Below are 14,111 nucleotides of genomic sequence, written 5' to 3'. Positions count from 1 at the left end.
GCCACCTTCAGGCGTTATAGACGACCTTGCCGAGCCCGGTAAGGTCGTAGCCCTGCATCATCGCGGCGCGCTCGGCGAAACGCGCCTCCTGGGCGAAGGCCAGCAGATGCTGGACCGGCCGCTCGAAATAGCTGCGCCGGCGCATCGCCAGATCGAAGCACTCCTGCTGCAGCGGCACAAAGTCGAGGCCATGACGATGCGCCGCTGCTTCGACGCCCAGTCCCACATCCGCCTGCCCTTGATGCACCGCCAGAGCCAGGTCGTCCTCACTGAGCATCGTGTCTGGCGCCAGCCGAAGGTCTTCAAGGGTCAGGTCGTGGCGTTTCAGCAGGAAGCGTAACAGCCGGTCGGCCCCGGCGCCGGGCTGACGCCTCGCCACCAGCGGCGCATCTCGCCCGTTACTTTTTGCCAGTGCCGCCAGCGAATGAATTCCCCTCGGGTTGCCCGACGGCAGCATCAAGCCCTGGCGACGTCGTGCCCAGCGGATCATCACCAGATCACGCACCCCGCCAAGCCCCAGCGACTCGGGGTGGTTATAGCCGCCCGCATCGTCAATCACATGGATGCCCGCCAACAGGGCATCGCCATCCAGCAGCCGGCGAACTCCATCGCCGCTGCCCTGGCAGAGCATCGCCAGTTCCGAGCCGCTTTCACGCAGGCTCCACTCGAGCAGCGGGTCCTGGCTGCCGGCCAACACCCTCGGCACCGGCCGATGTCCGGGCTGCCCCCCCTCCAGGTGACTCATCAGCCACAGATCAATGCTCTGGCGAGGAAAAAGCAGCTTGCCGGTCACCTTGGTGCAAGGAATCTCCCCCTGGCGAACCAGATCGTAGACTTTGCGCTCCTTGAGCCGCAGATAATCAGCCGCTTCGGCGGTGGTCAGGTAAGTATGGCGACACATCGGTGGTGAATCATCTCCAGGCATAAGACATATCCGCGCGGGTCATTATTGTCGTTTATAGATCTTTCGCTGCATATTTTTCAGTATAGGATGCACTCAAGACACTTACACCACATGCTGCATGCATCACACATGCTGCAAGCACTATCAGGAGAGTGCCATGTCGACCAGCGGGATGACAGCCAGCGCCCTGCACAGCGACAGTGCCCTGTATACGGCCCTGGCCCTGGTCATCGACATGGACCCGGCGCTGGTAGATATCGTCGGCCTGTCGCTGCGGGTGTCGCTGAGTGCGGTGCTGACCGCCGCACTCATTGGCCTGCCACTAGGGGCCGCCCTGGCACTCTGGCGCCTGCCAGGTCGCGGAATGGTGATCGTGGCCCTCAACGCGCTCATGGGCCTGCCACCGGTGGTGGCCGGGCTTGGCGTCTACCTGCTGCTGTCCCGAGCCGGCCCGCTAGGAGAGTTGGGGCTGCTGTTCACCCCCAGCGCCATGATCATTGCGCAGGTGGTGCTGGTGCTGCCGATCATCGCCGCCCTGGCCCGCCAACTGGTCGAGGAGCTTTGGGGCGAGTACCGGGAACAGCTTACCTCTTTCGGACTAAGCAGGGCCTGCGCCATCCCGACCCTGCTGTGGGATGCGCGCTTCGGCCTGATCACCGTCGTACTGGCCGGTTTCGGCCGCGCCAGTGCCGAGGTCGGCGCGGTGTTGATTGTCGGCGGCAACATCGATGGGGTAACGCGGGTGATGACCACCGCCATTGCCCTCGAGACCAGCAAGGGCAATCTGCCGCTGGCCCTGGGGTTGGGGATCGTGCTGCTGAGCCTGGTGGCACTGGTCAACGGCGCCGCCTACGTCATCGGTGAAGCCGCCAGGAGACGATTGGGATGACCGACATGAGCATGGCCGTGGACATCCAGGAGGCACCCGCCAGCCTGAGGCTCGACGCAGTGAGCTTCGAGCATCGCGGCCAAACCCTGCTCGAAGACGTGAGCCTCACGCTCTCGACCACCGGCAAGACCCTGATCATGGGGCCCAACGGGGCCGGCAAAAGCCTTCTGATGCGCCTGGCCCACGGGCTGCTGCAACCCAGCCGCGGCCAAGTGCAATGGCCAGCGGGTCAGCCGCGCCAGGCCATGGTCTTCCAGCGCCCGGTGCTGCTGCGTCGCTCGGCGCTCGCCAACCTGACCTACACCCTGAAGATCAACGCAGTGCCTCGTGCCAAGCGTCGCGCCCTCGCCCAGGAGGCACTGGAGCACTTCGGCCTTGCCGCCATGGCCAAACGCCCGGCAAGGGTGCTGTCCGGCGGCGAACAGCAGCGCCTGGCGCTGGCCCGGGCCTGGCTGATCAGTCCCGAGGTGCTGTTTCTGGATGAGCCGACCGCGGCGCTGGACCCCGCCGCCATCAAGGCGGTGGAAGACGCCATCGCGGACTTCCACCATCGGGGCACGCGCATCGTCATGACCAGCCACGACCTTCACCAGGCGCGTCGCCTGGCCGATGAGGTGATCTTTCTGTGTAACGGCCGACTGGTCGAACACAGCAAGGCCGAGACCTTCTTCTCGGCTGCTCGCAGCGCGGAGGCCCGAGCCTTCGTGAAAGGAGAACTGGTGTGGTGACTCGCTCGCTCGAGCCGCACCAAATGCCATTACTATAAGGAAAGCTCGTATGCGCTATCGGATCCTCAGCCTCGCCGCCCTCGGCCTGATCGGCAGCACCCTTTCTGCTGCCGCCCTGGCCCAGGACGATGCTCCCTTCATCACCCTGGCATCGACCACATCCACCGAGCAGTCGGGCCTGTTCGACTCGATCCTGCCCAAGTTCAAGGAAGAGAGCGGCATCGACGTCCGCGTGGTCGCGGTAGGTACCGGCCAGGCCTTCGAGATCGCTCGCCGTGGCGACGCCGACAGCCTGCTGGTGCATGACACCGCCGGCGAAAAACGCTTCGTCGCCGAAGGCTATGGCAGCGAACGCCAGAACGTCATGTACAACGACTTCGTGATTCTGGGGCCGGACAGCGACCCCGCCGGCGTGCGTGGTGCAGAAAACGTCGAGGAAGCCCTGACCCGAATCGCAGACGCCGAGGCGCCCTTCGCCTCACGCGGTGATGACAGCGGCACCAATCGCGCCGAACTGCGCCTATGGGAAGCCGCCGACATCCAACCGAGCGGCGAATGGTACCGCGAGTTGGGCAGCGGCATGGGGCCCACTCTCAATACCGCAGCCGGCATGGACGCCTATGTGATGTCCGACCGCGCCACCTGGGTCGCCTTCCAGAACCCGCAGAACCTGGCCATCGTCTTCGAAGGCGACGAAGCCCTGTTCAACCAGTACGGCAGCATCCTGATCAGCGAGGAACGTTTCCCGGACCTCAAGCACGACCTGGCCAAGCAGTGGCATGAGTGGCTGCTGTCGCAAGACGGTCAGGAAGCGATCGCCGATTACCGCGTCGATGGCCAGCAGCTGTTCTTCCCCAACGCCGACGGCTCCTGATGACCAAGGCCTTACATGGCAACCGGGTAAAGGCTGGCTAACGGTTCGGCTCAAGGCCTGACATGACAATATGTGAAACACCCATTATCGGGCGCCCTGCGAGGCGCCCGATGTCTTTTCAGGGCCTCGGGGTGCAACCTTGGTCTACCCGCCGCAAGCTTCACTTTACGTTAACGTCAACCAGCCCTAGGCTAGTCCTATCAATCGACACGCGATATCCAATCAAGCGCCGCGCGGTGGCCTGTCGATCTTTCTCACCACCGCCTGGCAACGGACCTGTCCGGGAGCCACGCCATGCATACCCCCTATCAGCCCCTCGACTTCGGCCTCGATGAGACGATGGTCATGCTGCGCGACCAGGTAAACGCCTTCGCCCGCGACGAGATCGCCCCACGCGCCGCCGAGATCGATGAAAAGAATGAGTTCCCCAACGATCTGTGGCAGAAATTCGGCGACATGGGCCTGCTCGGTATCACCGTGCCCGACCAGGAAGGCGGCAGCGGCATGGGCTATCTCGCGCACTGCATCGCCATGGAGGAGATCTCCCGGGCCAGCGCCTCGGTGGGCCTCTCCTACGGCGCCCACTCCAACCTGTGCGTCAACCAGTTGAAGATCAACGGCAATGCCGAGCAGAAGGCCAAGTACTTGCCCAAACTGATCAGCGGCGAGCACGTCGGCGCACTGGCCATGTCCGAGCCGGGTGCAGGATCGGATGTGGTGTCGATGAAGCTGCGCGCCCGCCGTGACGGCGACCACTACGTGCTCAACGGCAACAAGATGTGGATCACCAACGGCCCCGACGCCAATGTACTGGTGGTCTACGCCAAGACCGACCCGGACGCCGGGTCCAAGGGCATCACCGCCTTCATCATCGAGAAGGACTTTCCCGGTTTCTCGACCGCCCAGAAGCTCGACAAGCTCGGCATGCGCGGCTCCAACACCTGCGAGCTGGTGTTCCAGGACTGCCGCGTGCCGGCCGAGAACGTGCTGGGCGAGGAAGGCCGTGGCACAAAGGTGCTGATGAGCGGGCTGGATTATGAGCGCACCGTGCTGGCCGCCGGCCCCATCGGCATCATGCAGGCGGCTCTCGACGTGGTGGTGCCCTATGTCCACGAGCGCAAGCAGTTCGACCAAGCCATCGGTGAGTTCCAGCTGGTACAGGGCAAGATCGCCGACATGTACACCACCCTGAGTGCCTGCCGCGCCTATCTGTATGCCGTGGCCGCCGGCTGCGATCGCGGCCAGACCTCGCGCAAGGATGCCGCCGGGGTGATCCTCTACTGTGCCGAGAAGGCCACTCAGGTGGCGCTGGATGCCATCCAACTGCTCGGTGGCAATGGCTATATCAACGAATACCCCACCGGGCGCCTGCTGCGCGACGCCAAGCTGTACGAGATCGGCGCCGGCACCAGCGAGATTCGGCGCATGTTGATCGGCCGCGAGATCTTCAACGAATCAAAATAAGCTGAAAGCTGAAAGCGTGAAGCTGGAAGAGTTTAAGCCCTTGATTGAGTGGTTTTTCTTCAAGCTTCCGGCTTCAAGCTTCAAGCTTTTATCCCGGAGGGATAAATGAGCGTTCTGACATCCCAGATCAATCCGCGCAGCGAGGCCTTCCAGGCCAACGAGGCGGCGATGCGCGAGACGGTCACTTCCCTCAAGGAACTGACCGCGACCCTGGCCCAGGGCGGCGGCGACAAGGCCCGGGCCCGACACGAATCCCGTGGCAAGCTGTACGTGCGCGATCGCATCGATCACCTGCTCGACGAGGGTTCGCCCTTCCTCGAGCTTTCCGCACTGGCCGCCTACGACGTCTACGACACCCCGCTGCCCGCCGCCGGTGTGATTACCGGCATCGGCCGGGTCAGCGGCGTCGAGTGCGTGATCGTCGCCAACGACGCTACCGTCAAGGGCGGCACCTATCACCCGCTGACCGTCAAGAAGCACCTGCGCGCCCAGGAAGTGGCCCGCAAGCATCGCCTGCCCTGCATCTATCTCGTCGACTCCGGCGGCGCCTATCTGCCCGAGCAGGACGAGGTCTTCCCCGACCGCGACGACTTCGGGCGCATCTTCTACAACCAGGCCACCCTCTCCGCCGCCGGCATTCCGCAGATCGCGGTGGTAATGGGCTCCTGCACCGCCGGCGGCGCCTATGTGCCGGCGATGGCCGACGAGTCGATCATCGTCAAGGGCCAGGGCACCATCTTCCTCGGCGGCCCGCCGCTGGTGAAGGCGGCCACCGGCGAGACCATCAGCGCCGAAGACCTGGGCGGCGCCGACGTGCACTGCAAGGTCAGCGGCGTGGCCGATCACTATGCCGACAACGACGCCCATGCGCTGCAAATCGCGCGCCGCGCCGTCTCGCGGCTCAACTGGCAGAAGCGCGGCCAGCTCGCGCTCAGGGAGTCCCGCCCACCGCGGCTCGATCCCCCCGAGCTCTATGGCATCGTCGGCACCGACCTCAAGAAGCCCTATGACGTACGCGAGGTCATAGGACGGCTGGTCGACGACTCCGACTTCGACGAATTCAAGCGCTACTACGGCGACACCCTGGTCACTGGTTTTGCCCACCTGCACGGCCATCCGGTGGGCATCGTCGCCAACAACGGCGTGCTGTTCTCGGAATCCGCCGTCAAGGGCGCCCACTTCATCGAGCTGTGCGCCCAGCGCAAGATTCCGCTGGTGTTCCTGCAGAACATCACCGGCTTCATGGTCGGCTCCAAGTACGAGCAGGAAGGCATCGCCAAGCACGGTGCCAAGCTGGTCACCGCAGTGGCTTGTGCTCAGGTGCCCAAGTTCACCGTGCTGATCGGCGGCAGCTTCGGCGCCGGCAACTACGGCATGTGCGGCCGCGCCTATGATCCCAACCTGCTGTTCATGTGGCCCAATGCACGCATCTCGGTGATGGGCGGCGAGCAGGCCGCCAACGTGCTGGCCCAAGTGCGAAGAGATCAGCTCAAGCGCGACCAGTCCGAGCAGGACAGCCACGAGTGGAGCAAGGATGAGGAAGAGGCCTTCAAGGCCCCCATCCGCGAGCAGTACGAGCACCAGGGCCACCCCTATTACGCCAGCGCCCGGCTGTGGGACGACGGCGTGATCGACCCGCTGCAGACCCGCGACGTGCTCGGCCTGGCACTGGCCGCGGCCATGAATGCCGAGATCGACGACACCCGCTTCGGTGTTTTCAGGATGTAGGCCCCTTGCTACGCAAGGGAGCCGGAAGCTTGAAGCTCTAAGCTGGAAGTCTCTTCCCAACGCTTCGGCTACAGGTTATCGGAAGTTCTTCCAGCTTCCAGGCGCGAAGCGCCGCTCTTCCAGCTTCAAGCTTTGTTAACGAGGCCCCAAATGTCAGATATCACCTCCTACTCAAGACTCGAGATCGATGCCCGCGGCGTGGCCTGGCTGACGCTGGACCGCCCCGAAGTACTCAATGCCTTCGACGACCACCTGATCGGCGAACTCAACGCGCATCTCGACAGGGTCGCGATCGCCGCCGAACGCAGCGAGATCCGCGCCCTGGTGCTGCGCTCAGAGGGCAAGCATTTCTCGGCCGGCGCCGATCTTGGCTGGATGAAGCGTATGGTCGACTATTCGCTGGAAGATAACCTAACGGACTCCTGCGAGCTCTCGCGACTGATGCATGGCCTCGATACCCTGCCCTGCCCCACGCTCTGCCGGGTGCAAGGTGCCGCCTTCGGTGGTGCCGTGGGTCTCGCTGCCTGCTGCGACCTGGTGATCGCCTCCGAGAAGGCCAAGTTCTGCCTCTCCGAGGTCAAGATCGGCCTGGCGCCAGCGGTGATCAGCCCCTATGTGCAGCGGGCCATCGGCGCACGCCAGATGCGCCGCTACGCCTTGACCGCCGAGGTCATGCCGGCCGATACAGCCGAGCGGCTGGGTCTCGTCCACCAGGTCACCGAGCCGGAGGCCCTGGACGACGCCGTGTCGGCGATGCTCGACACCCTGCTCACCGCCTCGCCCCAGGCGCAGCGCGCCACCAAGGCGCTGCTGGCAACGGTTGGCCGCGACCCCGACAGTGACACCACCCGCGAGCGCTGCTGCCGCGTGATCGGCCAGTTGCGGGTCAGCGATGAAGGCCAGGAAGGCCTCGCCGCCTTCTTCGACAAGCGCGCGCCGCGCTGGGCCCATCTCTCCAAGGATTCGACGTCATGAGCTCTCTCACGCCCCACCAGAGCACACCCTTTTCCAAGGTCCTGATTGCCAACCGTGGCGAGATCGCCTGCCGAGTGATGCGCAGCGCCCGCGCCATGGGAATCGCCACCGTAGCCGTCTACTCCGACGCCGATGCCAACGCTCGACACGTGCGCGAGGCCGACGAGGCCGTGCGCATCGGCCCGGCGGCCGCCCGCGACAGCTACCTGAAGGTGGATGCCGTACTGGACGCCGCCAAGCGCACCGGCGCCGGTGCCATCCACCCGGGCTACGGCTTTCTGTCCGAGAACGCCGATTTCGTCACCGCCTGCGCCGAGGCCGGCATCATTTTCATCGGCCCGCCCGCCGCCGCCATCTCGGCGATGGGGGATAAATCCGCCGCCAAGGCCCGCATGCACCAGGCCGGCGTGCCGCTGGTGCCCGGCTATCATGGCGACGACCAAGGCGATGAACTGCTGCGCGCCGAGGCCGACCAGATCGGCTATCCGGTGCTGCTCAAGGCCAGCGCCGGCGGTGGCGGCAAGGGCATGCGAGTGGTGGAATCCAGTGACGGCTTTCAAGCCGCCCTGGACGGCTGCCGCCGCGAATCCCAGGCCGCCTTCGGCGACCAGCGCATGCTGATCGAGAAATACCTGACCCAGCCACGCCACGTCGAAGTACAGGTGTTCTGCGACCGCCACGGCAATGGCGTCTACCTCTTCGAGCGCGACTGCAGCGTGCAGCGCCGCCACCAGAAAGTACTGGAGGAAGCCCCCGCACCGGGCATGAGCGAAGCCCTACGCCGCGAGATGGGCGAGGCCGCCGTGCGCGCCGCCCAGGAGATCGGCTACGTCGGCGCCGGCACCGTCGAGTTTCTGCTGGACGCGTCACAGAGTTCTTCAAAAGAACAAGACGGCCGCTTCTACTTCATGGAGATGAACACCCGTTTACAGGTCGAGCACCCGGTCACCGAGATGATCACCGGTCAGGACCTGGTCGCCTGGCAGCTCAAGGTGGCCATGGGCGAGACCCTGCCCTGCACCCAGGGCGAGCTTGCCATTCACGGCCACAGCTTCGAGGCGCGCCTGTACGCCGAAGACCCGGCGCAGGACTTCCTGCCCGCCACCGGTCACCTCGAGCACTTCGGGCTGGACCTGGTCGGCGCCGGCCTCGACCCCGTACAGGTGCGGCTGGATAGCGGCGTGGAGAGCGGCGACGAAGTCTCGATGCACTACGACCCCATGCTCGCCAAGCTGATCGTGCATGGCGACGACCGCGCCCAGGCGCTGGCCACCCTAAACCGGGCGCTGGCCGCGCTGGACGTGCGCGGCGTGGTCACCAATCGCGCCTTCCTGCAGCGGCTGGCGAGCCACCCGGCCTTCCGGGCCGCCAAGCTCGATACCCGCTTCATCGAACACCACCACGACGACCTGTTCGAGGTACGCGAACCCAGCGCCGAGGACTACGCCAGCGCCGCCCTGGTGGCACTGGACCAACTGGGTCGCGAGAGCGCGAGCGACTCGCCCTGGGACCGCCATGATGGCTTTCGCCTCAACGCCGACCAGCGCATCCGCGTGGCCTTCAGTGTCGCCAAAGCGACCGGCCCCGCATCGACCGAATCAGAACCGGTCGTCGTCGACGGCAGCCGCCCCCATGACGCAGCCCCCTGGCGGCTTAGCGTCCAGGGCAAGACGCTTTCGGCCAGCCTGCAGCGGCTCGACGGCGATGCCGTGGCGGTGACGCTAGACGGCCACCGCCGTCGCCTGCTGGCTAGGCTCGATGGCAACGCCATCGTGCTCGCCGATACCCAGGGCGAGACTCGCCTCGACTGGCTGCGCGCCGATGCCGTCGATCACGGCCAGCACGAAGCCGAATCGACCCTCACCGCCCCCATGCACGGCACCGTGGTGGCGCTACTGGTGGAGCCCGGCGCCCCGGTCGAGAAAGGCATGCCGCTGATGGTGATGGAAGCCATGAAGATGGAGCACACCCTGAGTGCCCCCGCGAATGGCCAGGTGGCCAGCTTCCACTTCGCCGCCGGCGACACCGTCGGCCAGGGCGAGGTACTGCTCGAATTCGCCGCCGACGAATAACCGTCACGCGCCATGGCGAGGCACCGACGACAGGTCGAAGCGGAGGTCCTCTGCCAGGGTGGCAGAGGTGGCACCCTGGGAAGGGTTCACCGCGCCTGCGCCGAGATCTGGCGCTGGGCCAGTCGCGACCACGACAGGAGAGAACAGATGGCATTCCCCCAATCCGTGCGACTGGTCGAGGTCGGCGCTCGCGACGGCCTGCAGAATGAGCCAGAACCGGTCAGCACCGAAACCAAGTTCGAACTGATTGATCGGCTCGGCGCCGCCGGCCTTCGCCATATCGAGGCGGCCAGCTTCGTCTCGCCCAAATGGGTGCCGCAAATGGCCGACCACCGCGAGGTAATGACCGGCCTCAAACGCCGCGAGGGCGTCGTTTACTCGGCGCTTACGCCTAATCTAAAAGGACTGGAAGCGGCGCTCGAGTGCGGCGCAGACGAGGTCGCGGTGTTCGGCGCCGCCTCAGAGGCCTTCTCGCAGAAGAACATCAACTGCTCGGTAAGTGAGTCGCTCGAGCGCTTCGCCCCGGTACTCGAGCGCGCGAAAGCCGCGAAGGTGCGCGTGCGCGGCTATGTCTCCTGCGTGCTTGGCTGCCCCTACGAAGGCGAGATCGCCCCCGCCAAGGTCTCCGAGGTGGCAAAAGCACTTTATGAGATGGGGTGCTACGAGGTGTCGCTTGGTGACACCATCGGCACCGGCACCCCGCTCAAGGCCAAGCGCATGCTCGAGGCCGTGGCGCGGGACATCCCCATGGAGAAGCTCGGCGCCCACTTCCACGACACCTACGGCCAGGCGCTCGCCAATCTCTATGCCGTACTCGAAGAAGGCATCGCCGTAATCGACAGCTCCGTGGCCGGCCTCGGCGGTTGCCCTTATGCCAAGGGCGCCTCCGGAAACGTCGCAAGCGAAGACGTGATCTACCTACTCAACGGCCTGGGGATCGACAGCGGCATCGACCTCGATGCCCTCGCCGCGACCGGCACCTGGATCACTCAAACCATTGGCCGCCCCAATCGCTCCAAGGTCGGTGTCGCCATCGCCGCTCAGTGACCAAAGCGGCGTCACAACAGCTCAGAAAACGAAAAAGCCCCCGAGCCAGTTCATTTGCTGGCTTGGGGGCTTTGCGTTGTGACAGCTATGTATCCTTGGTAGAGAATTACCACCGTATTAAGTGGCGCCGAACTAGGGTATTCCGTGAACAGCCGCCAGGACCGAAACGAACTAGAATGATGGACTACGTGCTACCCGAAGAAACAGCCATTCTCGTCAGCACTCACGATAGCAAAGAATTCCTCAATGGAGCGTGACTCAGGTGCTGGCGTATACGAATGCCACTTTAGATCGCTGCGCATCCAGTAGATTTTCCAGCGTTGAGACTTCTTGACATAGGTCGCCTTTGCTACTGGCGACTCAATATTCGTGGACGGCTCCTGGAAATGGGAGCGAGTTTCGACAATCTGGACGCTTTGACCAGAAATCCGAACGGCTAGATCCAATTTGGGCCGTATCTCGACTGGTGGCCTATGAGCTTCTAAAAATTTAGCAACGGCCCGCTCAACGTTCTTTTCTTCTAACTCACTAAATGCCATGTCAATCCTCTATGGAAACGCCTACATAACGCCGCAATCACGCGCTCGTCGCGTGCATTGCTTTGTTAGCACTACAATTCCTCAGCTGGCCTGTTCATCTCACACCAAGCATTTTTCCCGATTTTCAAAGCACTAAGAACCGCAATTGTTACTGCCCCTGTCACTACCCCAACCGCAACATTAAAGCTAGAAGCTACAGCTGTTGCTAAAATCATAATTAGATTTTTTACTGAAATGCCAGCCTCTTTTCTCTCTTTAGAATACTTTCTAGATTTGGTGCAAAGGTAATCATAGACTTCTCCTTTAATGGCACCCCAGATGCTTCCATCTGATCCGTTTTGAGCAGACGTGGGAACAACCAAACCTGAATCTCTTGTTTCACCAGTTAATTTTAAACCGATTTGATCAAAATCAGATTCATCCATATCTTTATTATTTATTGCAGATACAACTTTATTTCTCTGAAAATCTGGGACCAACTCATTTGCAGCGTCTAGAAATTCTTGTGTATCAAAAACCAGTTCAGACATTGAGATTCTCGCTTTTTATGAGTTCTAACCCATAATCTATTGTTGTTGCGTAAGAAATAGTGCTTTCAGTTCCTAGAGCATGATTACCAATACGAATGCTGCCGCCATCACCTGTAGGGCTAAACCTGCCGCTAATAACTCCGATAACTTGATTAGTAGCCAGATCAACAAGAGGGCCACCACTATTCCCTTCATGAACCATGGCATCCAACTGAAACTGTCTTGTTCCACTTTGGGATACTACCTTGGAGCTAATGATGCTATGAGAAACTTTCAGCGTATGCAGCCCTGACTGCCCAAACGGAAACCCAAGATAACCTACCGAAGAGCCTACAATAATCTTGTCTTCGTCACCAAATATGTTGTCAGGGACTGAAAGTGGAGGCGGATTATTTATCTTGAGCAAGGCCATGTCGTTTTCTGCATCGAACTGTGCAACTGACACATCTATTACGTTAACCCTATCCATGGTCATTGGATTAAATTTTTGGATAGGCTGTGGAGAGATGACAGAAAGTTTGTCTGTTAAGTTAATTGTGTGAGCACAAGTCAGGATGTATCCCTTGCTATGGCATAAGAATCCACTTCCTACAAATTCCACGCCCTGATCATCTTGACGCCTGACAATCATCAGGCATCCACCACCATGGTGTTGCGCCATATTTTTGTACATTAATATCCCCAGTGGTTAATTTGCAGTGCTAACGCCTCAAACACCGGCGCAGCTTCGCTGCGTCCGTGTGATTTGATTTGTTAGGTGCGTCACTTGTTGCTCTTTCCAATTTCAGGAAAAAACAGCTCATCAATCACCTGATCTGCTGAGTTTTTAACATCCATTGATGGCTCAGGATCTAGTTTAGATTCAATGGAGTCTATTTCATCCATCCACTGAATATACTCTTCATCATTGAATTCAAGAGCTTTTTTTTCAGATTTTTCTTCAATAAAACTTATAAGCGAGAAGGTTAAATTCTTCGCTATCTCGGATGGCACGCTGTGATAGTCATCCTCAAAGAAGTCTTTTTCATATTCTTCAAAATAATCAGCCTGCTTTAAATATCTGCTCAAATAGTAAAAAGCAGCTCTAACATCTGATATTTCAAAGCCTTTAATTAAATCTTTTAGATTTCTCATCTTAACCAATCCTAATAATATCAAATGCTGACTGAGGCAAATCCGACAAAATGTATTCATGCGACAGAGGATTAGCTCTATCTTTGACATCAACCGTTTGATAGTAAGGCACAGCCTCAAGGCGAGAAATCACACACAAAAGAGGTTTAAAGTGCTGATCTTTGGATTTTTTTGAAATATATACAATCTCATCGTGAGCATCTTGGCTTATTTTTCCAAGCTTTAACATTATTGACGCTCCCTTGCGAATCCCTCTTCTGTTAAGGTCAATTTTCGTGTTGTGATGATCAGCTCCATCGACCTCTTTCTTCAAAGTGTTATATATTTCCACAGGAGATGAGCTAGGAGGGACAGTAAAATGCGGTGATTCGAAATCCGAACCAAAATATGGGGTACACCACATATAGTGCTTATCGCCATAATATTTTTTATTAATGTTATAGGCTAGTGTCGTCATAGCCGAATACAAAATCGGATGAGTTATATCTTTCAACGACATTTAATTTCCTTGTGAATTACCATTACTGTATAGCCCCTAACGCCGCTAAGCACGCGCGGTTACGGAATGGAGGCGAAGCCGCAATGTAGTAAACGTCGCCGTGACTTGCCTGGTTAGGCAGATGATCTATCAAAGTGCTCCGGCCCCAATCGCTTTCCACACTGTGGGCATTTCGGTTTTAGTGCCTCAAATACCCCTGGCCACTCTTCAAACCCATCGACTCTATAACTGCCGCCAATAAGGTTTTCGAGAGAATAACTCTCATACATTTTGGAGTAAGGCTGGTCATTCTCGCTCATCTTTACAGCACCTTTATGGCCACAATCACAGGTCATTGGGTACGTGCTTCGCATGGTCATAAAAGTTCACCTTCGATTTGGTGCGGGGAGGAGGAATCGAACCCCCTCTCGTTTCTCTTGGACAGGCAAGCAAATCCACCGATGCTAATCTCTCGTTTGGGTTGGAAGTGTCCCAAGCCAGGCCCGCAGAAACGCCACTCCGCACCAAACGCATGTAAACAAGACGAATGAGTTTTTCATAAGCACCTCCACTAACGATTGAATCATTGCTTTAACGCTCACTTCCAACCCAAACAAGATCCTCACATCGAATTCAAAGCTCACCCTCATTTCCAAGACTTTTGTTTTGCCTAACTGTTCAGCATTTCTTCGCCGTGCGGAGCATGGCGTATAAATGCCTGTTGGACTAAGCCGCCCATCAGGCTGCTA

Annotated in this window: 14 protein-coding genes; 8 read left to right on the top strand and 6 right to left on the bottom strand. The window is 59.9% G+C overall.

Translation table 11 applies throughout. From position 1 onward, the window contains the following. Positions 1-7 precede the first annotated feature (7 nt). Positions 8-901, bottom strand: a complete 894-nt coding sequence (locus HUS66_RS09785; RefSeq protein WP_175070733.1) for a helix-turn-helix transcriptional regulator — start codon at positions 899-901, stop codon at positions 8-10. A gap of 160 nt (positions 902-1,061) precedes the next feature. Between HUS66_RS09785 and HUS66_RS09780 the strand changes: the two genes are divergently transcribed. From HUS66_RS09780 to HUS66_RS09745, 8 genes are all read left to right on the top strand, one after another. After that, on the top strand, positions 1,062-1,793 hold the full coding sequence (locus HUS66_RS09780) for an ABC transporter permease (RefSeq protein ID WP_254628784.1): 732 nt from the start codon (positions 1,062-1,064) through the stop codon (positions 1,791-1,793). Then, the gene (locus HUS66_RS09775; RefSeq protein ID WP_254628783.1) at positions 1,790-2,521 is read left to right on the top strand and encodes an ATP-binding cassette domain-containing protein; all 732 of its coding nucleotides are present in this window, start codon (positions 1,790-1,792) and stop codon (positions 2,519-2,521) included. Before HUS66_RS09780 ends, HUS66_RS09775 begins: the two co-directional genes overlap by 4 nt. Positions 2,522-2,570: 49 nt before the next feature. After that, a complete protein-coding gene (locus tag HUS66_RS09770) occupies positions 2,571-3,395 on the top strand; it encodes a substrate-binding domain-containing protein (RefSeq protein WP_175070732.1) in 825 nt (274 codons plus the stop codon). 294 nt (positions 3,396-3,689) lie between these two features. After that, positions 3,690-4,859 carry an isovaleryl-CoA dehydrogenase gene (locus HUS66_RS09765; protein WP_175070731.1) on the top strand — a complete coding sequence of 390 codons (1,170 nt, stop codon included), beginning with the start codon at positions 3,690-3,692 and terminating at the stop codon, positions 4,857-4,859. A 105-nt stretch (positions 4,860-4,964) separates the two neighbouring features. Continuing rightward, positions 4,965-6,587, top strand: coding sequence for a carboxyl transferase domain-containing protein (locus HUS66_RS09760; protein WP_175070730.1), 1,623 nt, complete (start codon positions 4,965-4,967; stop codon positions 6,585-6,587). Between the two features lie 150 nt (positions 6,588-6,737). Beyond that, positions 6,738-7,562, top strand: coding sequence for an enoyl-CoA hydratase-related protein (locus HUS66_RS09755; protein WP_175070729.1), 825 nt, complete (start codon positions 6,738-6,740; stop codon positions 7,560-7,562). Beyond that, a complete protein-coding gene (locus HUS66_RS09750) occupies positions 7,559-9,634 on the top strand; it encodes an acetyl/propionyl/methylcrotonyl-CoA carboxylase subunit alpha (protein ID WP_175070728.1) in 2,076 nt (691 codons plus the stop codon). Before HUS66_RS09755 ends, HUS66_RS09750 begins: the two co-directional genes overlap by 4 nt. 147 nt (positions 9,635-9,781) lie before the next feature. After that, positions 9,782-10,681 (top strand): hydroxymethylglutaryl-CoA lyase, encoded by a 900-nt coding sequence (locus tag HUS66_RS09745; protein WP_175070727.1) that lies wholly within the window; start codon positions 9,782-9,784, stop codon positions 10,679-10,681. A 191-nt stretch (positions 10,682-10,872) separates the two neighbouring features. Here HUS66_RS09745 and HUS66_RS09740 read toward each other — a convergent pair whose 3' ends face one another. The 5 genes from HUS66_RS09740 to HUS66_RS09720 form a co-directional block, all read right to left on the bottom strand. After that, complete coding sequence (locus tag HUS66_RS09740; RefSeq protein WP_175070726.1) at positions 10,873-11,220, bottom strand: DUF3024 domain-containing protein; 348 nt, start codon at positions 11,218-11,220, stop codon at positions 10,873-10,875. A 71-nt stretch (positions 11,221-11,291) separates the two neighbouring features. Further along, positions 11,292-11,750 (bottom strand): hypothetical protein, encoded by a 459-nt coding sequence (locus tag HUS66_RS09735; RefSeq protein WP_175070725.1) that lies wholly within the window; start codon positions 11,748-11,750, stop codon positions 11,292-11,294. Further along, positions 11,743-12,423: a S1C family serine protease gene (locus HUS66_RS09730; RefSeq protein WP_175070724.1), complete on the bottom strand. Its 681-nt coding sequence runs from the start codon at positions 12,421-12,423 to the stop codon at positions 11,743-11,745. Before HUS66_RS09730 ends, HUS66_RS09735 begins: the two co-directional genes overlap by 8 nt. A gap of 89 nt (positions 12,424-12,512) precedes the next feature. Continuing rightward, the gene (locus tag HUS66_RS09725; RefSeq protein ID WP_175070723.1) at positions 12,513-12,884 is read right to left on the bottom strand and encodes a hypothetical protein; all 372 of its coding nucleotides are present in this window, start codon (positions 12,882-12,884) and stop codon (positions 12,513-12,515) included. A gap of 1 nt (position 12,885) precedes the next feature. Continuing rightward, positions 12,886-13,383: a hypothetical protein gene (locus HUS66_RS09720; RefSeq protein WP_175070722.1), complete on the bottom strand. Its 498-nt coding sequence runs from the start codon at positions 13,381-13,383 to the stop codon at positions 12,886-12,888. Positions 13,384-14,111: the final 728 nt, after the last annotated feature.

It is taken from the genome of Onishia taeanensis, assembly GCF_013349955.1.
GTDB classification, from domain to species: domain Bacteria; phylum Pseudomonadota; class Gammaproteobacteria; order Pseudomonadales; family Halomonadaceae; genus Onishia; species Onishia taeanensis_B.
This window is presented reverse-complemented; position numbering and strand designations above follow the sequence as displayed.